The sequence below is a fragment of the Pseudoteredinibacter isoporae genome (assembly GCF_040372805.1).
GTDB classification, from domain to species: domain Bacteria; phylum Pseudomonadota; class Gammaproteobacteria; order Pseudomonadales; family Cellvibrionaceae; genus Pseudoteredinibacter; species Pseudoteredinibacter isoporae_A.
This window is the reverse complement of sequence record NZ_BAABWJ010000007.1, coordinates 64,580-86,337: the sequence shown is the minus strand read 5'-3', so window position 1 is coordinate 86,337 and position 21,758 is coordinate 64,580. Positions and strand designations below refer to the sequence as shown.

20 protein-coding genes are annotated in these 21,758 nt (G+C 50.7%); 16 read left to right on the top strand and 4 right to left on the bottom strand.

Annotated elements, in window-relative coordinates:
* Window positions 1-12 precede the first annotated feature (12 nt).
* From mnmC to trmL, 3 genes are read right to left on the bottom strand one after another with little or no spacing between them, the layout of a single operon-like run.
* Window positions 13-2,127: a bifunctional tRNA (5-methylaminomethyl-2-thiouridine)(34)-methyltransferase MnmD/FAD-dependent 5-carboxymethylaminomethyl-2-thiouridine(34) oxidoreductase MnmC gene (gene mnmC, locus ABWW03_RS14225; protein ID WP_353409217.1), complete on the bottom strand. Its 2,115-nt coding sequence runs from the start codon at window positions 2,125-2,127 to the stop codon at window positions 13-15.
* A complete protein-coding gene (fldB, locus tag ABWW03_RS14220) occupies window positions 2,124-2,654 on the bottom strand; it encodes a flavodoxin FldB (protein WP_353409215.1) in 531 nt (176 codons plus the stop codon). Before fldB ends, mnmC begins: the two co-directional genes overlap by 4 nt.
* A complete protein-coding gene (gene trmL, locus ABWW03_RS14215) occupies window positions 2,651-3,142 on the bottom strand; it encodes a tRNA (uridine(34)/cytosine(34)/5-carboxymethylaminomethyluridine(34)-2'-O)-methyltransferase TrmL (RefSeq protein WP_353409213.1) in 492 nt (163 codons plus the stop codon). The genes fldB and trmL overlap by 4 nt, the downstream gene beginning before the upstream one ends.
* A 167-nt stretch (window positions 3,143-3,309) precedes the next feature.
* On the opposite strand from trmL, the gene pilM reads away from it, so the two are divergent.
* From pilM to ABWW03_RS14135, 16 genes are all read left to right on the top strand, one after another.
* A complete protein-coding gene (pilM, locus tag ABWW03_RS14210) occupies window positions 3,310-4,284 on the top strand; it encodes a type IV pilus biogenesis protein PilM (protein ID WP_353409211.1) in 975 nt (324 codons plus the stop codon).
* Complete coding sequence (locus tag ABWW03_RS14205; protein WP_353409209.1) at window positions 4,284-4,886, top strand: hypothetical protein; 603 nt, start codon at window positions 4,284-4,286, stop codon at window positions 4,884-4,886. The genes pilM and ABWW03_RS14205 overlap by 1 nt, the downstream gene beginning before the upstream one ends.
* Window positions 4,886-5,596, top strand: a complete 711-nt coding sequence (locus tag ABWW03_RS14200) for a hypothetical protein (RefSeq protein WP_353409206.1) — start codon at window positions 4,886-4,888, stop codon at window positions 5,594-5,596. The genes ABWW03_RS14205 and ABWW03_RS14200 overlap by 1 nt, the downstream gene beginning before the upstream one ends.
* A 10-nt stretch (window positions 5,597-5,606) precedes the next feature.
* Window positions 5,607-5,942 (top strand): hypothetical protein, encoded by a 336-nt coding sequence (locus ABWW03_RS14195; protein WP_353409204.1) that lies wholly within the window; start codon window positions 5,607-5,609, stop codon window positions 5,940-5,942.
* A 21-nt stretch (window positions 5,943-5,963) separates the two neighbouring features.
* Window positions 5,964-7,589: a pilus (MSHA type) biogenesis protein MshL gene (gene mshL, locus ABWW03_RS14190; protein ID WP_353409201.1), complete on the top strand. Its 1,626-nt coding sequence runs from the start codon at window positions 5,964-5,966 to the stop codon at window positions 7,587-7,589.
* Window positions 7,590-7,599: 10 nt separating this feature from the next.
* Window positions 7,600-8,499 (top strand): ExeA family protein, encoded by a 900-nt coding sequence (locus tag ABWW03_RS14185; protein WP_353409199.1) that lies wholly within the window; start codon window positions 7,600-7,602, stop codon window positions 8,497-8,499.
* A complete protein-coding gene (locus ABWW03_RS14180; RefSeq protein WP_353409197.1) occupies window positions 8,490-9,734 on the top strand; it encodes a tetratricopeptide repeat protein in 1,245 nt (414 codons plus the stop codon). Before ABWW03_RS14185 ends, ABWW03_RS14180 begins: the two co-directional genes overlap by 10 nt.
* Complete coding sequence (locus ABWW03_RS14175) at window positions 9,731-11,464, top strand: GspE/PulE family protein (protein ID WP_353409195.1); 1,734 nt, start codon at window positions 9,731-9,733, stop codon at window positions 11,462-11,464. The genes ABWW03_RS14180 and ABWW03_RS14175 overlap by 4 nt, the downstream gene beginning before the upstream one ends.
* A 3-nt stretch (window positions 11,465-11,467) precedes the next feature.
* Window positions 11,468-12,691: a type II secretion system F family protein gene (locus tag ABWW03_RS14170; protein WP_353409193.1), complete on the top strand. Its 1,224-nt coding sequence runs from the start codon at window positions 11,468-11,470 to the stop codon at window positions 12,689-12,691.
* 41 nt (window positions 12,692-12,732) lie between these two features.
* Entirely contained in the window at window positions 12,733-13,179 is a 447-nt protein-coding gene (locus ABWW03_RS14165) for a type II secretion system protein (RefSeq protein ID WP_353409191.1), read from the top strand.
* A 13-nt stretch (window positions 13,180-13,192) separates the two neighbouring features.
* Window positions 13,193-13,618 carry a hypothetical protein gene (locus ABWW03_RS14160; RefSeq protein ID WP_353409189.1) on the top strand — a complete coding sequence of 142 codons (426 nt, stop codon included), beginning with the start codon at window positions 13,193-13,195 and terminating at the stop codon, window positions 13,616-13,618.
* Window positions 13,615-14,097 (top strand): type II secretion system protein, encoded by a 483-nt coding sequence (locus ABWW03_RS14155; protein ID WP_353409187.1) that lies wholly within the window; start codon window positions 13,615-13,617, stop codon window positions 14,095-14,097. The genes ABWW03_RS14160 and ABWW03_RS14155 overlap by 4 nt, the downstream gene beginning before the upstream one ends.
* Window positions 14,097-14,882: a PulJ/GspJ family protein gene (locus tag ABWW03_RS14150; RefSeq protein ID WP_353409185.1), complete on the top strand. Its 786-nt coding sequence runs from the start codon at window positions 14,097-14,099 to the stop codon at window positions 14,880-14,882. Before ABWW03_RS14155 ends, ABWW03_RS14150 begins: the two co-directional genes overlap by 1 nt.
* Window positions 14,872-15,363 carry a pilus assembly PilX family protein gene (locus ABWW03_RS14145; protein ID WP_353409183.1) on the top strand — a complete coding sequence of 164 codons (492 nt, stop codon included), beginning with the start codon at window positions 14,872-14,874 and terminating at the stop codon, window positions 15,361-15,363. Before ABWW03_RS14150 ends, ABWW03_RS14145 begins: the two co-directional genes overlap by 11 nt.
* Before the next feature lie 178 nt (window positions 15,364-15,541).
* Window positions 15,542-18,211 (top strand): DUF6701 domain-containing protein, encoded by a 2,670-nt coding sequence (locus ABWW03_RS14140; protein ID WP_353409181.1) that lies wholly within the window; start codon window positions 15,542-15,544, stop codon window positions 18,209-18,211.
* 312 nt (window positions 18,212-18,523) lie between these two features.
* On the top strand, window positions 18,524-21,136 hold the full coding sequence (locus tag ABWW03_RS14135) for a DUF6701 domain-containing protein (RefSeq protein WP_353409179.1): 2,613 nt from the start codon (window positions 18,524-18,526) through the stop codon (window positions 21,134-21,136).
* A gap of 33 nt (window positions 21,137-21,169) precedes the next feature.
* Here ABWW03_RS14135 and ABWW03_RS14130 read toward each other — a convergent pair whose 3' ends face one another.
* Window positions 21,170-21,691, bottom strand: a complete 522-nt coding sequence (locus tag ABWW03_RS14130) for a glycine cleavage system protein R (RefSeq protein ID WP_353409177.1) — start codon at window positions 21,689-21,691, stop codon at window positions 21,170-21,172.
* Between the last annotated feature and the right edge of the window lie 67 nt (window positions 21,692-21,758).

Here is a 21,758-nt window from a genome sequence, read left to right as displayed (position 1 = left end):
TCTGTTAATAACTCAGGCTTTGACCATCGCTTTGTGACTTTTACGCCGAATCATATCACGGATAGTGAAACGAGCCGGGTTCAGGGCTTTACGCAGGCAGGCCCCAAGGGGGCTTGGGCCCTGCTGGATTTGACTCAACAGCTCAGCTGCGGCCAGCGGCGCGTAGCAAAGACCACGAGAACCATAGGCGACACTGATATACAGGCCATCGTGATAACAACCGGGAAGAGGAATCGTCGCTTTGGCATTGCGCGCGAGCAGGCTGAAACGTTCCTGCATTGCGGGAATGTCGGGGACAGGCCCCAGCAACGGCATATAGTCGGGGCTGGTGCAGCGCAAGGCTACACGTCCGCGCAGGTCTTGTTCCGCTCCGGCGTTCAATGCGCTATGCAGGCTGGGACAGTCGCTCTCAAGATGCTGAAAATTGGATTGCTGTTCATCAATCTTGAGTTCCAGCGAAGAGTCGTGAAGAGTAAAGCTGGCACCGAGACAATGTTGACCGTCTCTGGCGGGGGCAATATAACCTTGACCACAAATCACGGCTTGCAGTTGTTTACTGGCGTTGTTTGCATCGAGGTAACTGACCTGACCTCTTACGGGTTTTAAGGGAAGTTCGGCACTTTGTTCAAAGCGTCTGGCCTCATTGGCGTTGGCGATCACCAAAATATCGCTGCAGTGCAGCAATCTTCCTGCGCTATCCAGGCATTGCCATTGATGGCCGTCTCGCTCGAGGCGATCTACATCCTGTTCATAGCGAACATCGATATTGCTGTGACGACAAAGCACTTCGCAGGCGCTGGCGGGATTCAACCAACCCGCATCCGGAAAATACAAACCGGGTTTATCTATCTCAACGCCGCAGCGTTGAGTGAGCGCTTCAGCCGACAATCGCTGAACAAACGGTTCAGTGGGGCCGAACTGTGCCAAATACTCAAGCAGTTGGCCTTGCTGGGCAGACTGTTTTTCGCTGTGCGCCAGTTGTACAACACCGCACAGTTCCGCGTCGAATTGGATATCGTTAGTTTTTGTTGCCTCCGTATTATTCGCCAGTAATGTTCGGTAGAAACGCTGGGCGTAAAGTAAACTGTGGAGGTTGAATTGGCTGAGTGTCTCTGGGCGGTGCGACAGTTTTGCGTACAGGACCCCCTGCGGGTTCCCAGAGCCTTCCTGTGCCAATGCCTTATGGCGTTCCAATAGGGTAACGTGAAAACCCGATTCGGCCAGTGTGCGCGCCAGACAGCTGGCGGCGATACCACCACCGATAATACCAACCGAGTGTTGTGCCTGAGTGGAAGGAATATGGAAGTCCCAAGGTGCCCCATCGCTACTGTTAAAGACCGAGCTTGGCCAGCTTTTTTCTTCCTGGGGTAATCCGATAAATCGACCTTCCATTCGCTCACGTTTAAGGCCATAGCCTGAAGCTTTTTGTATCTCAAAACCTAATGCCTGTAGGTTTCGACGCACAAATGAAGCTGCGGTAAAGGTCGCTAATGTAGCGTGCTGTTTTGTCAGTTGGGCGACACAGTGTAGAACGTCTTCACGCCACATATCGGGATTTTTAACCGGCGCAAATCCGTCTAAAAACCAGGCGTCGATTTGGCGGTTGTGCTCAAGGAATCGAGGATAAGCTGTGCGTCTCAATGCCATGAGGCCATCAAGTACGTCACCGATATATAAATGCAATCGGCAGTGGCCAAATTCAAGACAGTGCCAGCCGGCTGCTGGAAGACTGGGGTATTGCTCCCATAATGCCTTGGCCAGTTCGGATACTTCCGCCCAGGGTGCCAGTGCTTTTTGCAGTTGATCGCGATTGAGTGGGAATTTTTCAACGCTGTAAAATTCAAGATAAGCGTCAGTGTTACTCTCTTTCCAGGTTTTCCAGCACGCGAGAAAACTCAAGCCGGTTCCAAAGCCAGTTTCCGCCACTCGAAATATCGCACGTTCGTCCAGAGCGCTAAAGCGCTCGGCAAGTCGATTGGGGCGGATGAAATTATATAGGGTTTCTTCCAGACCATCGTCACTTGAAAAATAGACATCATCGAATCGCTGACAAATAGGCAGCTGATCTTCCGTCCATTGGATATCCGCCACCTGTTGTTCAGATTCGGAAGAAGGTTCCTGATTCATGCCGCTTGAAATTCTCTCATGATTTGCTGGCACCACTTGGCAATGCGTTCTTCGCTCAAGTCGAATTCGTTTTCTTCATCCAGCGCCAAACCATTGAACAAAGTTTTATCGTCATTCAAGGCGGTAGACGCTTCAAACTGATAGCCCTGGTTTGGCCAGTAGCCGCACATTTTGGCGCCGAGTGCTGCAACCTTGTCGTGCAGATAGCCCATGGCATCCAAAAACCATTCGGGATAACCCACTTGATCGCCCAGCCCGAAAATCGCGACTTTTTTTCCAGCAAAGTGAATGTCGTCTATTGCATCCCAGCTGTCTTCCCAGTCTTCTTGTAACTCGCCGTAGTCCCAGGTGGGAATGCCAAACAATAACAAGTCGTAGTGCTGTGCCTGGCCTATGTCCTCATCGGCAATATTAAACAGGTTCACGGTGGCTTGGTGCTTGTCTTCTAATTCCTTTTGAATTTTTTCGGCAGCAATTTCGGTATAGCAGGTTGAGCTGCCATAAAATAATGCGATTTCAATACTCATGTTGATCCTTGTTCACCGTTCCAGCTGACAGCACCTGCGAATTCCAATTGACGCCAGGCTTCGTATACGAGTACTGACGCGGCATTGGAAAGGTTCATGCTGCGACTGCCCGCGCACATGGGCAGACGTAGACGCTCTGTGATGGCGTCATGGTAACGAATTTCGTCCGGAAGCCCTCGAGTTTCCGGTCCGAAAATAAAAAAATCACCTTCGGCAAACTGACATTCACTGGGGGCCTTGTTGGCTTTGGTGGTCATCGCAAACAGTCTCTGAGGACAAGAGCTTTCTAGAAAAGCCTCCCAATTCGAGTGGACTTTCATGTCCTTGTATTCCCCGTAATCCAGCCCGGCGCGCCGCAATCGCTTGTCATCGATTGCAAAACCCAGTGGCTCAATTAAGTGGATCTGGCAACCTGTGTTGGCCGCCAGCCGAATAATGTTCCCGGTATTCGGCGGAATCTCGGGTTCAAAGAGTACGATTTCAAACATATTCAGACGCTATAGGTTAATCAAGGCGACATTCTACCCCTTTATTCCGGCGAAATTGCAATCTCTCACCTAATATTTAGGTATACCGGCTAAAGATCATCTCCAAAAGTCCGATGTTATAAGCAATGAATGTACATCCTAATAACTAGGAATATTTGGGACAACGTATGGCTACATGGTGGAAGCGCGCAAATCAAAATCGCGCCTCAGCCGTAGGTTTGGTAAAACATGCTGAAGGTTGGGCGATTGCGAAAGTGAGCCTGTGTGAGCAGCAAGGATGGAAGCTCGATTCCTATCGTTGGCTGGTCAGCAGTGGTTCCCTCAATGATGATCGCAAGTCTTTGCAGCTGATGGTGAAATCCATGGGGCTGAAAGGTTTGCCCTGCCACTATGTTCTTGCTGACGAAGATTACCAATTGTTTCCGATGGAATCACCAGGCCTGAAGGGTGAGGAGTTGGTCCAGGCCATGGGCTGGCAGATCAAGGATTTGTTGCCTTATCCGGTACAGGACGCTGTGGTCGATGTGTTTCAAGTACCCCAATCCAGTGCCAAAGCCGGGAAAGCAATGATCAATGTCGTGGCTACCCCCCAGCAGCAGGTACTGGATATTGCCGCGGAACTGAAGGAAGTTGGCCTGCGTCTCGAGAGCGTGGATATATCCGAATTGGCCTTGGGCAGTGTAATGCGAATGAGCGGCGCACACCCCCGTGGTGAAGCCTTGGCCATTCTGCATGCGGGGCGCGGAGAGTTGTTGATGTTCTCCCAGGGGCAGCTGGCTATGTCGCGAAAATTTGACCTCGCCTATCAGGCTGGGATTGACGACCCCCTCCCCAGTGATCAGCTGCTGTTGGAACTGCAGCGAACTCTGGACTACTACGAGCGACAGCTTGGTCAATTACCCCCGGCCAAAATTCGAATTGCCGGAAAGCATCTGCACGAATCCAAATTGGATGAGACATTCAAACAAGCTTTGAATACACCGATTGAATTACTGCGTCTTGAAGCGCCCTGGCTCGCCTATCAGGACGAGGCCGAAGGCGAGTTCAGTGCCTTACTGGCGACGGGCGGAGCGCTTCGAGGCTTGTTGGCCAGCGGTGCTTTGCAATTACCGCAAGCCCTCCATGAAAAAGGAGCGGCATGATGAGTGATCAACTGCAGCTGATTAATTTATATCCCGCGCGTCTTCGTCCCAAGAAAGATCCCTTGGATTGGGGGCATATGCAGCTTTATTTGTTACTGCTGTTCGCGGTAATGACGCTGCTTTATCTGTGGCAGTGGGGCACTTTACAGCGGCAATATCACGAACAATCACTTGCCCGCTTAAGCCAGCAGGAGCTGGACAACAATCTGACAACACTGAAAGCCAGCATTCCCGCCGGAGAAAAACAGCGGCTTGAACAGCGTCTGCAACAGGAAAAAGAACGTTTGGCGTTATTGCGCGAAAGCCAGCAATTGTATTTGCACAACGTTGGTGAAGAACGCCGTGGCTTTTACCGAACGCTGGCTGCAATTGCAAACAAATCCATACCTGGTGTGAGCATTGAACGTATTTTGCTGGAAGGCAAAGAGCGCCAGCTCAGCTTGGCCGGTCAGGCGAAAAAAGCCGAGTACATACCTGAATACCTACGCAGTCTTCAGGGCGATGTCGCTTTGCAGCACACCGTATTCACCGAACTGCAAATGAACCATGAAAACAATCAGGTGCTTTTCGCAATGGGCAGTTTGGTTGAGGGGGGTGAGTAATGACGGGCACCCATCAAAGCTCGCTGGCGTCATTGAAAAAGTCATTTGAAAGCCGAAATAAGCGCGAACGCCTGCTTATTGTCGCCGCCGTGTTGGCACTGAGCTACTTGCTGATCGAAGCCACACTCGGTGCCTGGTTGGACGCCAAAAGTAAAAAGGCAAAAGCAGATCTGCAAATGCTGCGTCAGGCTCAAATCGAAACCGAAGCGGAACTGGCCATATTCGCAAGCAGTGAGTTGTCGCGCAGCAATCAGGAGCAGGAGGTGTTGATTCGCCACCTGCAGGAAAAAAACAATCGCCTTGAGCGAGAGTTAGGGCCATTGCGTCAACAAGTGTTGAGTCGCCGACAATTTATGGATTTATTGCGAGGACTGGCCGAAAACGCGCAGGACATTCGTCTGGCCAGTTTACGTGAACTGCCGAAAGAAAGTGAAGAAGCTGAGCAGGGCCAAGGCAAAGAGAAGCGCAGTCGCGTTCTGGACAAGCATCGTCTGCGTTTAGAGTTGGAAGGTGACTATCTTTCGCTTGCCACTTTTCTGGCCAAGTTGGAGCAAAGTGAATGGCCGATCTTTTGGTCTTCTTTGGAATACCAGTTGACGGCGTATCCAAGAGCATCCATGAGTTTGAATTTGTATACCCTGGCGCCAGAGCGAAATGTGGCACCCCTAAGAACAGACGCCAGTATTGCGGCGCTGAGCGTTGATAACTGAGGTGCACAGAATGATCAGGAAATTGGCAGTTTTAGTGAGTGTAGCGGCGTTCTCGAACTCGGTGTTTGCCGAAGAGTTGCCAGCAATCAATAAGAATCCGAGTCATCCGATTGGGGGTGACATTCGTCAGCATCAGCAGGAGGCTCTGGTGTTGCAATCGTTGTTAATTTCGCCCAACCGACAACTGGCTCAGATCAATGGTCATTTGCTGCGTTTGGGGGAAAAGCTCGGAATTTATGAGCTGATTGAATTGAACAGCGATGGCGTTACGTTGCGGGCGGGGGATCGTGAAGTGGTATTGAAAGCCAGAAAGTTATCGGCCAATACCAAGATCAAACCGCATTAATCCGGCATGTGAGGAATCAGGATGAATAGGCTTAACAAAAAACTCTGGTTATTGGCGGCGAGCAGTATATTACTCAACGCCTGCGCCAAGGTGCCTGAGCAGCTCGCTGTAGAAGACCACCTGCAGAAGGCGTTTGACGAAGCCAAGAGTTACGATGCTGAACTCGCTGCGGAACTCACAGAGCGGCTGATGTTGAAAGATCAGAATGCCACCACCGAAGAGGAAGAACGTTTCGATCTCTCGGTAGAAGGTGCTGACGCAAAAGCGTTCTTTTCCAGCCTGGTCTCTGGCACTGGGACCAATATTGTGGTTCACCCGAAAGTCAGCGGTCGAATTTCTCTTAACCTGAACAATGTCAGTGTCAGCGAAGTGTTGGACGTTGTGCGGGATATCTACGGCTATGAGTATCGAAAAAATCAGAGTATTTACACTATTTTTCCAGCAAGCCTACAAACCCAGGTCTTCACGGTTGATTATTTGGACGTCGATCGTCGTGGTGTTTCTGACACCAGTGTCATTGTCTCAAAAATTAAATCACAGTCTCAAAATAATACCGTCAATAACGGCGGCAACAATAACTCCGGTCAAGAGGAAGTCTCTGGCGCGCGGGTGAAAACCAAAACCCATAACGATTTCTGGCAATCATTGGAACATTCTATTCGTTCGATTGTTGGTGCCGGTTCTGTGGGGCCTGGAGGGGAAGACAGTGGTCGCTCGGTGATGGTGAATCCACAAGGCGGCATGGTGGTGGTTAAGGCACTGCCCACGGAATTGGCGTTGGTCAGAGAATTCCTGGAGCGGTCGCAGTTGAGTGTTAAGCGTCAGGTCATTCTTGAAACCAAAATACTTGAAGTACAGTTGAATGACAGTTACAGCGCGGGAATTAACTGGAATGCGATTAATGGGCAATTGCTGCTGGCGAATAATGTCAGCACGATTGGCAGCAACTTCTCTATCGAAGAATACAGTGAAGGTGTTGGAGAGGTATTTTCTTCGGTTGTGGGCATCAGTGATATTTCAAAGTTACTGGATTTATTGCAAACCCAGGGCTCTGTTCAAGTTCTTTCCAGCCCCAGAGTTTCCACGGTGAACAATCAGAAGGCCGTTATCCGTGTGGGTTCCGACGAATTTTTTGTCACCGGTGTGAGTAATTCCACCACCTCAAATGCAGCGTCTACGATCAATACACCCAATCTGGAATTGTCATCATTCTTCAGCGGTATTGCCCTCGACGTCACTCCTCAAATTGCAGAGGACGGTGATGTGATCCTGCATGTTCACCCTGTTGTCAGCAGCGTCACGGATCAGACCAAAAATATCACGGTGGGTGATCAGCAATTCAGCCTGCCGTTGGCTCTGCGTGAAGTTCGTGAATCCGACAGTATTGTCCGGGCCAAACACGGACAAGTTGTCGTACTGGGCGGTTTGATGAAAGAAGATCTCGTTGACAGCCGTGGTAAGCGCCCCGTACTGGGGGACGTACCGATCGTTGACACCTTATTCAAGACCAAAAACTACAATCGGGTAAAAGCCGAGCTGGTCATACTCATGAAACCCATCGTGGTAGACGACAAAACCTGGGCCGAAGAAATCCAGCGTAGTCAGTTGAGTGTGCAGGCGTTAAGTGACGAAGTTCGATCTCTATAGGGTGTGAGTCATGTACTTGAATCATTTTCAGTTAAAACAGAAACCATTCAATCTGACCCCAGACGCTGACATGTTTTATCTGGGTGATGCCCAGCAAAAGGCTCTGAATACTTTGGCCATTGCTTTGCAGCAAGGGGAAGGCTTCATCAAGATCAGCGGTGAAGTCGGTACAGGGAAGACAACCTTGTGCCGCAAGCTGATGGCGATGTTGGGTGACAACTACCATGTGGCACACATCAATAACTCCTTTGTGAATCCTTGTGAGTTCAAATTGTTATTGGCCCATGAGCTGGGCATCGAGTTGAATCACAATGTGCCCAGCTATCGAATTTTGCTGCATATCCAAAAGCAACTGGTGACGCTTGCCAGGAAAAACAAAAAAGTGGTTTTGATTATCGATGAAGCTCAAGCAATGCCAAGAGATACTCTCGAAGCATTACGTTTGATCAGCAACTTGGAAACCGGGAAGCGAAAACTTATCCAAATCATTTTGCTGGGACAGCCCGAATTGGATGATGTCCTGGCCCGCAACGACATGCGTCAACTGAATCAGCGTATCGCGTATCAGGCTGAACTCCGGCCAATGGATTCGGCAGACTCGATGAGTTACCTGGCTACGCGCATTCAATTTGCGGGTGGTCATGAAAAGCTGCTGACGCCGAAGTCAAAAGAGTTGCTGTGCCGTTACAGTAAAGGGAATCCCAGAGTGCTGAATATTCTGGCGGACAAAGCGTTAATGTGTGCGTTTTCTGAAGGTGAACCCCAGGTTACAAAAAAGTCAGTTATGTCGGCGGTAGCGGACAGCAAAGCTGTTATGCCCGAAGAAAGTCCTTTGTTTCCGCGTTGGGCGGTAGCCGCCTGTGTGGCAGCCGCCTTGATTATTCCAGGAGGAGTGGGCTTGTGGACTTAAATCAGCTGAGAGCGAATGCCGAGCAGGAAACGGCGAAACAGTACTTTGCTAACCCCCCTGGAAACACAGTGTCAGCCGTGTCAATTGGAACACTACTCAAATACCTTTGGGTGGGTGCTCTCTTCGCGTTATTGTGTGTGGGCAGCTATCAGATATCCAAAAATATCAAAACCTATATCAATGAAGAGCCTCAGGAGTTTCGCTCCGAGGTGTTAAAGATGTCAGCATCAGCTTCCTCTTTTGAGTCTGAACAGGCCTTGATCAATGGAATCCAGGCTTTGCCGGCAACAGCGGCAATGCAAACGGAACAAGATGAGCTGCTCGATCAAGTTCATACGCATAATCAACATTATCAGATCAGTGGCGATCCGCAGCTCGTTCTGCCTGCAAGCAATCAAGTGGAGTATCCCAGTTTGGCGTTGGCCGAGGGTAAAATCCTACCCCGCCCGAAGGTGCTGGGGAAGATAGGCCCCCAGAGGAATACTGTGGTTTCTTCTACCCCATTGCCGGTTTCTCCACCGGCGTCTTCGTCAGCCTCTGTAGATCGAGAAGCGGCGGCTTTTGAGGAATCAGCACTTTCAATACGTCGTGCTGAACCTGAGAGCGGTCAGTTCAATATCCAATTCAATAATGCCGCCAAATTGTCTCAGCAAATCGCTAAGGCGAGGGCACTTTACGTTCGGGGAAAAACAGAACAGGCCATTGCACAATTGCAGCTGTTGTTATCGGCCCACCGTCAGGAATGGACAGTGAACAAAGCACTGCTGCATATTTTGTTAAAGGAGCGACGCTGGCAGGATGGTGAAGTCCTGGTCAATAAAATTCAAAAACCCAATCGAAAACGGTTGGCAAAAGCTCAGCTGCTGCAGGCAAAAGGCGAGTTGAATGAGGCTTTGATAGCACTTCGGAACGGCGTTCCGCCCATTGATGAAATGCCTGAGTACCACCAGACCTTGGCGACCTTGGCACAACGAATGGAAAATTTTTCTGAGGCTGAGAAAATTTATAAGCGGTTACTGTTAATCGACAACGACAATGGGGCGTATTGGTTAGGCTTGGCCAGTGCACAGGACGCTATGGGCAATAGTAAAGCCGTTAACAGTTATTGGAGAGCTCGCCAATTCAATGCGGAGCATCGTGCGGCATTAAAATACATCAATCTTAGAATTAAAGCGTTGAGTCAAGCATCGAAGGCCGAAGCCTTGGCCAGTCGTGAAGGGGCGAGTGCTATATGAGCGTGCAAGCCCCTAAAATTCGAATCGGTGACATTCTAATCGAGCAGGGTGCCATTTCCGAAGAACAACTGATGAGCGCTTTGGCTGAGCAAAAGAAAACGGGACGTAAGCTGGGCCGCACCTTGGTAGAAATGGAGTTGGTTCAGGAAGATCAGCTTCTGCGTATTCTCTCGGAACAGCTGGGGATCCCGTACCAGGATTTGGACAAGCTACAGCTCGCTGTTGCCGATGTGCAAAAACTGCCCGAAACCCTCGCGCGTCGATATCGTATTTTGTGTCTGGGTGAAAAAAATGGCGCCATGCAAGTTGCCATGGCAGACCCCAGTGATATTTTTGGTTTGGATGAGGTGCGCAAGCATTTCGGCGGTCCCGTCAGTTCCGTGATTGCCCGAGAGGGGCAAATCATGGATGTACTCGATAAGGCCTATCAGCAAACCGATGAAATTGCCAACCTGGCAGGTGAGCTGGAAGATGAACTCGCAGAAAATGCGGTTTCGGTGACAGGTTTATTGGGCGAAGTAGAAGAAAGCGATGCTCCGGTTGTTCGTCTGCTTGAAAAGTTGTTTGAAGAAGCGGTGCAAAATAAAGCTTCTGATATTCACATCGAACCGGATGAAACGGTATTGCGGATTCGTCGTCGTATTGACGGCGTTCTGTACGAACAGATTGTAAACGAAAGCAGCATCGCCGGTGCTTTGGTGGTGCGTTTGAAGTTGATGGCCAGTTTGGATATCTCAGAGAAGCGCTTACCCCAAGATGGCCGGTTTCATTTGGTTATTCGTGATCACAAAGTGGATGTGCGCTTGTCCACGATGCCGGTTCAGTATGGTGAATCGGTGGTGCTTCGTATTTTGGATCAGACCGAAGGTATTTTGCCTTTGGATAAAGTTGGTATGACCAAAGTGCATACTGAGCGCTTTCGCAGCGCTATCCACCGCCCCCATGGTTTGATTTTGGTTACTGGGCCAACGGGTTCAGGTAAAACCACAACCCTCTATGGCGCGGTGAATGAACTGAACAGCGCCGATAAAAAAATCATTACGGTTGAAGATCCGGTTGAATATCGTTTGCCCCGGGTTAATCAAGTGCAAATTAATGAAAAAATCGGTTTGGACTTTTCCACCGTACTTCGCGCGACCTTGCGTCAAGATCCGGATATCTTGTTGGTCGGTGAGATTCGAGATGCGGATTCGGCAGAGATCGCCATGCGGGCCGCTATGACCGGTCACTTGGTTTTGTCCACCTTACACACCAATGATGCGCTGAGTTCCGCGTTGCGACTGGTGGACATGGGTGTTGACCCTTATCTGGTCGCCGCTTCTTTGAAAACCATTATCGCCCAACGCTTGATTCGTCGAGTGTGTCGTGCGTGTTCCTCATCCTATGAACCCAATGCAGCCGAGCTGAGGTACATCGAAAGTTTGCTGGGCGCCAAGCAGCAGGACACCAGCCGAATGAAGCAAGGCCAAGGCTGCGCCAGCTGCAATCACACTGGGTATCGCGGACGAATCGGTATTTTTGAAATACTCGATGTGAACGAATCGATGGCCAAAGCTCTGCGCGCACGTGATGTGGATGGTTTCAACCAGGCCGCCATTGAACAGAAAAACTTTATTCCCCTTGGGCGCAGTGCTCTGGCTTATGCCTTGCAGGGCTTAACGTCGCTGGAAGAAGTCATGCGCATCTGTGCGATGCTCGATGATGAAAACCAGTTCACGGCGGAGACCTAAGCCATGGCCAGTTTCTCTTATATCGGTCGTTCATCGGATGGGCAAAAGCTCACCGGGAGTTACGAGGCGGCTAATGCGGAGTCGGTCGCGAGTCGCTTGGCTGAGCGCGGTATTATTCCTCTGGAGATTCACCCTGAGGAAGAAAAGCAGAGCTTTATTGATAGTCTTAATGAAGCCCTGGGTTTGGAACGCGTTGAAAAGCAGGAATTGATCATGTTCGCTCGGCAGATGTACACCATCAGCCGTTCTGGTATTCCGCTGATTAAGGCGATTCGAGGGCTGGCTTCGACAACCAAGCAGCGAGCGCTCGAAAAAATATTGTTGTCCATCGTTGAACAGTTGGAATCCGGCTCCAGCTTGGCCAATGCGCTCCGGCGCCATCCCAGCGTCTTCGACAATATGTTTGTGTCGATGGTGGATGCGGGTGAAAACAGTGGCCAATTGGAGCAAACCTTCAAACAGATTGCCGAATATATTCAACAAGACATCGACAATCGAAAACGGGTTTCCGCTGCGCTTCGCTACCCAAGCTTTGTTGTTATTGCACTGAGTATTGCGATCGCCGTCGTGAATATCAAAGTGATTCCGGCTTTCGCTCAAATGTATCAGAAATTCAATGCGCAGCTGCCTTGGTCAACTAAGCTTTTGATCGGGATGTCCGATGTTTTTGTGCATTACTGGCCGCATATGCTCGCGGTTATTGTGGGCGCTATTTTATTGCTTCGGCAACACCTGAAAACCGACGTAGGGCAACGGCAGTGGGGCAGGTTGAAACTGCGATTGCCTATCATCGGTTCCATTATCAAACAGGCATCGATGGCACGTTACGCCCGGGGGTTGGCGCTGATGCTGCGCTCTGGTGTGCCCATCAATCAATCCCTTGGTCTGGTCGCCGCTGCCATGGACAACCTGTATCTCAGTGAACAGGTTCTGCAGATTCGACGTTCTGTTGAACGCGGTGACAGCCTGCTTCAAGCCCATGGTGGTGTCGGCATTTTTACTCCCCTGGTTTTACAGATGATTGCCGTCGGGGAGGAAAGCGGTCGCGTTGAGGAACTGCTGGATGAAGTGGCTTTATTTTATGAGGAAGAGGTCGATTACGATCTCAAACGACTCAGCGCGAAAATCGAACCCATCATGATTGTGGTAATGGCCGCGTTCGTGATGGTGCTGGCGCTCGGAATTTTCCTGCCTATGTGGGATATGTTGTCGATTCAAACACGTTAAGTGAACTTTTGATAGGAAAGCCTTCGGGCTTGGAGGATGTTATGAAGATGAACGCAATACACAGTGCAAAAGCTCAAGCCGGTTTTACCTTGATTGAGCTGGTGGCAGTTATTGTTATTTTGGGAATTCTGTCGGCGACCGCTTTGCCGCGCTTTGTGGATCTTTCCGATTCCGCTGAGCAGTCTGCATTGCAGGGCGTTGCAGGTGCATTGAGCAGTGCCGCCGCGCTCAATCACGCTAACAATTTGGCGAAGGACGCGGGATTGAGCACCGCAACAGTAACCGATGTCAACAGTTGTGCGGATGTGGTGGGCTTGCTGGAAGGTGGCGCATTGCCGAATACCAAATATCAAGTAACCGATACCGCCATCTCTACCGCCGAAGGCACGTCGGCAACTTGCGTTGTTGCGTATGATTCCAATGGCGATGGCAGTTTCACCGCCGCGGACATCAACGCCAATTTCACTGCGTATGTTGTGACTAACTGATTGTTATTCAATCATGGCCAGGGCGCAGGGATTCACGCTCGTTGAGCTGGTTTCCATTATTGTCATACTCGGCATTATTTCGATTACCGTAATCGGTGTCGGAAACAGTGGCGATCTTCAGCGTGTGCAGGCAAGCCGTGATCAGGTCTTGCTTGCCTTACGCAGCGCCCGGCATTTGGCGATGGCTAAGGCGTCCAGCAGTCGACGTATTCAGTTCGTTGCCAATGCAGCCGATGACAGCATTGATCTACGTGATGATGGCAGCAGCATTACCTTGGGGGGTGTGAGTTATCCGTATACGCTCGGGCAAGGCATTCAAATTACTGATGCTACGGTGTCGTTCGATAAGATGGGCAGAAGTCCTGCCAGTAGCATTTCCATCAGTACCGCTGATGTGAGTGTGACGGTCAGTATTTCAGCGAATGGTGCGGCGCGATGAAGACGCCCGTGCAAAGGGGATTCACCCTGGTTGAACTGATTGTGTTCATCGTATTGCTGGCGATTGTGGCAGGTGCCTTTTCTCTCAGTTTTACTCAGTTTAACCGTGACAGTATCGATCCGATTGAACAGCATCGCGCATTGCAGTGCGCAAAAGCCAAGTTAGAAACCATCGCCTTATTGCGTTTCTCGTCAAGTACACCGGTTGGTGGTTTGCCTGCATGTGGCAGTGGCCAGGATGACGCGCAGCCCTGTGGTGCAATTGTGGGCTCTTCAGTGAAAGATGATATTGGTGATTTCGATGGAGAGACGGATACCAGTTTTCAAGCCTGCTCGATCAGTGTGAGTGTTACAGAGGGTAGCGGAGGTTTGTCCGTTAGCGGGCTGGCCTCTCCGGGCGCTCAGCTACGTCGCATCGAAGTGCGGGCGACGGTGGGTAACAGCGAAGTTGTTCTCAGCAGTTACAAAGGTAACTACTGATGAATCGCTCGGTTCACAGCAAGCGTCCATCAGGGTTCACCTTGGTAGAATTGATTGCGGTTGTGGTAATCGTGGCGGTGATTGGCAGTCTGGGCAGTTCCTATTTCTTACAGTTTTTACAATCGCAGAAAGCCATACAAGAACGCATCGAGTTGTTCAGTCGAAGCCGTTTAGCCGTAAATTTGATGGCGCGGGAACTTGAAAATGCGCTGCCCAGCAGCGTGCGATCAACAGCGAGCGGACAGTGTGTTGAATTTATTCCGGTAGTCGGTGGCGGTCTGTTGGAAGATGAAACCGCCACCAGTGCGAATGGTGCTGCGGGAACTTCTGCGTTGGATCTGTTGGCTTATAGTATCGATCGTGGTTCGGCAAATTTCGTGGTTGCCGGCGGAGTGAATTCCGCGGATGTGTTCAGCGGTTCAGCTATGGCGGCACTGGCTTCTCCTTTGGGCCCTGGTCAAGGCGGGGGTGCCATCAATCTTGCTTCGTCGACGGTTTTTGCTCAGTCTGCCAGTAGCCGGCGGGTGTATTTTGTCAGTGGCAGTAAAGCTTTTTGTGTGTATCAGGGGGCACTTTACGAATATTCATCCTCCTCAATTTCGGCCAGCGGTTTTGTTCCCAGCAGCGCGGGAGTTCTGGTGGATCACGATATCCGTTCAGGCGGTTTCGCGGTGCAGTCAGGCGCCCAGAATAATGGCGCTCAGCTGAATGTGGACTTGGTGTTTGGCCAGGGTGAAGCTCAGTTTCCCAGCAACGACAGGATTTACATTCGCAATGTTCCCTAAACCGATGCCTCATACATTAACGTTCCGAGCACAAAATCTGTCGGTCATCGCTCCGCATAGAAGCCAGGGTTTTATGTTGCCCTTGGCCCTGTTTCTGGTGATTGCCATTGCGGCTTTGGCGGTGGGTTTAAGTCGTTCAGTGTCCACTGTGCCGTTTGTCGCGTTACAGGAAGTCTTCAGTCAACGTGCGTTTTATGCCGCCGAAAGCGGCGCCAACTACGGATTAAGTCATCTATTGTTACGACCGGATTTGAATCGTAGTGATGGAGACAGTGCCTGCACTGAACTCGCCTCTGTGACGATCAACTTCAGTGTCAATGGATTGGAAGCGTGCCAAGCCGCCATAAGCTGCAGCGTGCAGAGCGGCGCGCTGAATGATGCCAGCTATTACACCATTGAAAGCCAGGGGAGTTGCGGGACAGCGCCTCTGGATGCGTCTCGTACGGTTTCTGTGAGTGCTTACATTCCCGGGGAGCCTTAATCGTGTGCGAACACGTCGCCGCCGTTGGTTAGCCTCTGCAAACCATGCTTGCCTCGCTCTCAGTATCGACGGCCGATCGTCCGGTTTTGAGTCTTTAGTTGTCGAGTAAACAGCCGATATAGCAACTATGGTCTACTCTTTATGGTTCGGGTAGTGGCTAATGCTTTGCGGTACGGGAATGAATGTTTTGCTGTCGCGATTGTCGCTTGTATGTGTGTTTATCGGTGTTCTTTTGTTCACTGGACAGAGTCGCGCGCAAGTTATTTTCAGTGACAATTTCAATAGCCAGAGTTATACCAACTTCCATTGGGATGCCAGTGGCGGGAATGCGTACTACTACAGCGGGCAAGCCGCTGAGTCGGGCTTTTCAGTTGGGATTGGCCCCACCACTTATGTGTACACCATACTCGACGTCCCCAGTAATACGGACAGTGTTCAGGTTACCTTCTGGCTGCGAATAGGTCATAACAGCTTCAGCAGCCCACCCAGGGGGCAGTCCAGCTTTCATCTCTATTGGGATGGTGTCGGTGATGCTTACAGCAGTTGGTACATCGTCGAGCTGCATCGTGGCGCGTCGGGGCGAGGCACGATACAAACCCTGACCATCGACATTCCCCGTGAACGCATCGCTGAGCAAAACTACCTGCTGTTTTACAATCAAGGAACCCGAGGTTATTACCATATCGACAATGTGGTGGTGTCAGGAACCCTGGGTCAACGTCTCGATCATTTCACGATCAGTAACACCTCGAGTAATGCCAGCGTGTGCGCGCCTCATGAGGTGCTTATCGAGGCGAAGGATTCCGCGAATCAAACCCTGACGGACTTTGAGGGTGATGTGGAAATCAGCACGAGTACAGGAAACGGCGATTGGTCAATGTCGGCAGCCAATAGCCGCTTCAGCGCAATTGGCAGTGATACTGGACGAGCGAATTACCGGTTTGCGGCCAGCGACAATGGTCAGCTGCGATTGCGCTTAAGCAATGAACACGCCGAAACTTTAACCATCAATGTGCGCGACCCTGCTGGGACCGTGAGCAGTAACAGCACCAGTGTAACGTTTTCTGAAAACGCGTTTGTTACGGAATACAACGACAGTTTGAATGATGACATCATTGCGTACCGCAGTCATGGTTTACGAATTACCATGATGAAGCGCGACAGTAATGGTGAATGCGGCGCGGCACAACATTACAATCGCAGTGGTGTGTATGTTCGACAGGCCCCATTAACGGGTGACCCCGGCGGAATCGCTCCGCAGCTGGTGTATGGAGCCAATAGCACCACACTGAGCAACAGCTTTACTCAACTTCCCATAACCTTCGTTCAGGGGGTTGCCAATGTGCAATTGTCACCTCGCGACGTTGGCCGATACCGTCTGGAGTTTGAAGATCGCAGCAATGGTTTCAGTGATTCCACAATTGCGGGCCAAAGCTCGGAGCTGTCAGTAAGGCCATTTGCCTTTGCCAGTTCGGCAGCAGGCCGCTCAAACAGTTTGTCAGCCAATGCCCCAGTATTCAAAGAAGCCGGTGAGCGTTTTCAGGTATCCGTCACCGCGGTGGGCTGGCAACCCAGTGATGATGTGAACAATGATGGTATTGCAGACGGTCATAACGACACTGACCCATTAAACAATGCGGATCTCAGTAATAATCCAATTGTGAGCAGTTTTGGCGCGGAAACACCGGGCAACAGTGTGTTGCTATCCTCTCGGTCGCTCCTGCCATCCGGCCTTAATCATCAAGACCTGAGTGGCGAGACACGAGTCTTGTCGTTCGTTAACGGAGTCGCTACGGCCGAGGTCGCCTACTCAAATGCAGGCATTATGGAGATGGATCTCGAACTGGAGCAAAACCGTTATTTGGGTGGGAGTGTGGCGGCCGCGAACCGTTTGCTTGGACGTTCTTCTCCCATTGGGCGTTTTATACCGGATCATTTCGTGGTTCAAAATACCAATCTGGACCCTTTTTGCACGGCCAGCAGCTTAACTCATCTGAACCAACCCTTTGATGTGAGTGCAGACATTACGGCGGTGGGCGTAGACGGGCGAACTTTGGATGCCTACCATGGTGATTTCGCCAAATTGAGTGATTCCTTGGGGCAGCGGGACTACGATGCTAAGCCAGTCAGTGGAAGCCTCTTGAGTGGCCGGGTTGAGGCTCTTTCTGAAACTCTGCTGTTTAATCGTGGGCAAGCACGTTTACATGCGTCGCTGCGTATTATGAAAACGTCGCTCCCTGAAACGCCGCTTCGTGAAGTGCAGCTTGGTTTAAAATTGTCGGATAGTGATGGTGTTGAAATTTCAGGAAGCTCTCTGAACCTCGATCTCGCGGGCAGCGGACATTCTGAATACAGTGTGTTGGGCAGCTCCGATTTTTACTTCTCGCGTTTATTCAGCGAAAGCCGACATGGCCCGGAAAGCAATAATCTGCCTCTACCTTTTGAAATTCAATCTTGGGCGGGGCACAGTTTCGCTCGAAATGAGGCGGACAGCTGCAGCATCATTGAACGCAGGAATGTGCGTTTCAACAGCACCGGCAGCCTGGACGTGGATGCTAATCTTCGTCCGCCCATCGCGGCCTCGTCAACATTGGCGAGCTTTAACGATTTGCAAAGCAATCATATCCGTTTTGAGCAAGGCAGTGCAGGGTTGGTGTTCTCTGCTCCGGGGCTTGGGCAGCGTGGTGAAGTGGAAATGATAGTGGACTATTCAAGCTTGCCTTGGCTGTCCTACGATTGGAATCAAAACAACACCGATGATGATGTCAGCTTGCCCAATGCTGTCGCGCGTTTTGGTACAGTAAGAGGCCATGACTTGCTGGTGTACTGGCGAGAAAAATCTCGATAAAACCAAAGGTTTATTACGTGCTTCATTGAAAACGGTGTAATCGTTATTGGTGTAAAGTGTCGTGCCTGTCTCGGTCAAGCTGCTTTAAAAAGCGTTCTCCCTAAAATATTTTCTTTCCAATCATCCACAAAAAGTGGCGAAATCGCTATTTCTTCCCTATTACTGAATATAGAGACCTGTCTCCATAAAAAATATATCAGGTCAAAAATTGCTTAGGCATCTAAGTAAGACTTAGGGTGAAGAAATATGAAAGCTCCTTTTTGCCTCTCCGATGGTAGGCGATGGCTTGTCCGTGCGCTTGTGTTTTTTCTTATGTTTATTCCAGTGCCGGTGTTGGCGACAACAGAAGTCATTTACAGCACTACCTTTGATGATCGTGATGCGGTGCGCAGTGAATGGGTCTTTGAAGGCAATATTCGGTTTCGCACAGGGCCCAATCGCAGGGAAAGTGTTCGAGCTGTGCGAATTGCGCGAGCGTCGAGTATGAGTTTGGATTTTAATATTCCTTCTGGAACTCGCAATCTAGCCGTTCAATTTTGGTTGCGAATTGGGGCCAGCAGTTTCAGTCAGGCCCCGGTAGACGACGCTTTCGTCGCGCTTTCATGGGTGAACCCTTCGGACGAGTCCGTCGTGCATATACTGCATGCAGGTTCGGAAGGGGCGGGTGATATTTTGCGGCCACTGGTGAACATTCCCGCCGGACAGTTTCGAAGTCCAAACGGACGATTGTCGATTTTTACCATTGATGAAGCCGGGCGTTATTATGTTGATAATTTGTCGATCACAGCGACACTCGGAGCGGCTCATTTTTCGATTGAACCGGCGCAAGACAACGCCAGCGTCTGTGTTCCGAATGAGGTTGTGATTTCGGCCCTGGATTCTGATGGAAGTGTGATCAGTGATTTTGAGGGAGTAGTGGATATCTCAACAAGTACTTCTCACGGTGATTGGTCGATGGTGGTTCCCAACGGTCGTTTGGAGGTCGGAGATTCTGACAGTGGGGTAGCGAGTTATCGCTTTGAGGCGTCTGATCAGGGGAGCGTGCGTTTATTATTAAGCAATGAACACGCGGAATCATTGACGGTGCGGGTGGCAGAGCGAGATACGTCGACCAATACGGTGTCACAATCAATCCGCTATGCGGAAAATGCCTTTGTTCTTGATTTTCCTCCGGCTGCGGAGCGCGACGTGATCGCCTATCGGGCACACGCCGTTTCGGTCAGTATGGTCAGGCGTGACCGTACCCATGGTGACTGTGGTGTGGCCAGTCAATATGAGGTAGACCATGCCGATATTCGGCTGACGTCATCGTCAGGAGATACGATGGCCGTCGCCCCGCTGCTGATGATCGATGATGACACCTTCACTGCAAGTGCAACGTTTGAAGCCCTTCCTTTGGCATTTGAATCCGGGCTTGCACAATTTCAAATATTCACTCGTGATGTGGGACGATTTACGATTTCCTTGAGAGACAGTTCCGGTAGTTTTTCTTCCGACAGCATTTTAGGAGACAGCGGTGAGCTACTCTCGCGGCCTTTTGGAATATGGCTGGATTTGCCAGGAAATACGGCGGCGCTTGATCACAATGGAGACGTTTTCCGGCGCGCGGGTGAAGATTTTTCTCTGAATGCGGCGGCGGTAGGATGGCAATCTGATGATGACCAAGATGGTGACGGAGTCGCCGATGGGCATAGTGACTCAGATGCTGCCAATCGAGTGGATCTGAGTGATAACCCTCGGCTGCCGAGCTTTTCACGGGAAGGTACGCCCGCATCTGTTCGGCTCACGGCTCGCCCGGTCCTTCCTGAGAACGTGTCCCACAGTGAACTCACAGGTAATGTGGTGTTGAGTCAATTTACCAATGGGCAAAGGTCGGAAACTCAACTTCAATATTCGAATGTGGGAATCATGGAAATCGAAGCGAGGATCGATGGCAATGCCTATCTGGGTTCCGGCATAGCAATCGGCCAACGAATTCAAGGACGTTCGGGACTTGTCGGTCGATTCATACCTGATCATTTCACCCTGGCGGATGCCGATATAGAGCCAGCCTGTTTACCAGGAGGCTTTTCACATATGGCACAGGATTTTTTTGCAGCGGCGACCGTCAGTGCGGTCAATGCGGAAGGTGTGATTGCAGATGGGTACCATGAAGACTTCGTTAAGCTCGACGGTGAGCTTCAGGGGAATCGAGTTTTTCAGGCTTCAGGTTTGTCCGGACGTTTGTTTACGAGTGCTGAAACTCTGCTGTTCAATCAGGGGCAAGCCAGGTATCGAGCGTCTTTGCAGTTGTTGCGAAATTCGGAACCCGATGGCCCTTGGCGAGATGTGCCCATAGGGCTGAGCTTACTGGACGAGGATGATGTTGGCATCGCGGTATCCAGTTTGAATCTCGATTTAGATGGGGTCAACGGCAGCGATCCGGATCATGTTTTGTTGGGGATCAGCGACTTTTATTTTTCACGTATAAACTTGCCGAATGCCCATGGCCCTGAGACCCAGGACTTACTGAGCAATTTGCATATTGAATCCTGGCATGGGCACAGCTTCCAACGTAATCAGGCTGATTCCTGCAGCCAGTTGGCGCGCAGGGATATTCAATATGTGCAAACCGGAGATCTATCGGACGATAGCAATCGTACGGTTGATGTGGGAACGGGAAACAGCACAGGTTTTTTTGAATCCCTGGGGTCAGATTCAATTCAATTCCTTGATGGGGATGCCGGACAATTCTTCAGTGCGCCAGGTCTGGGACATCGTGGCACCATTGACGTGGATGTCGATGTTTCTGCGTATCCCTGGTTGCAGTTTGACTGGGATCAAGATGGTGAGCACAACGACATCCGGCTTCCCAGGGCACAGTTCCGATTCGGAGCCAATCGTGGCCATGATCGTATCGTATACTGGCGCGAACTCGCTCGATAGCCAATTGCGCGCCCATCAATAGGATTTCTGGACTCAAGAAGCCTCTTCGATTTTGATATCCAGAGCTAACTCGTCGGCAATGGCGTCCAAACGTTCCTGCAGCTCATCGGTATCGCAGGCGCCTTGAACCTGCAGTTGATATTTGGCTTCAAACTGAGGGTCGCCGGACCAGGGCATGCTGCTGCAATCCGTGTCCAGTTGGGCGACATTAAAGCCACCTTGGGCAAAGGCGCGTGAGAGTTCCAGAACAATGCCCGGGCGATCCGGGCCAATCGCACTGATGTGCAGACTCTGCTGGGATCCGTTTTGATCACGTTGGCCTTCACTGAGTAACACTTGAATGCCTGAGCTCTCCAACGCGTGTAACGCCTGGCTTAGCGCCGTAACATCCTCGGTAGCGCAACTCACTCGCAAAATGCCGGCAAACTTGCCATCAAGGTGGGCCATGCGACTTTCTTGCCAGCTGCCTTTGTGCTGATCGACACAGGCGGCAATTTGCTCAACAACACCGGGACGATCGTCGCTGATAATGGTTAAAACTAAACAGGTATCCATAGCATTTATCCGTTTAAACATCTACTGATATAGGGTAGGCTTTAGCCGTCTTTTAGGTCAAGTATGG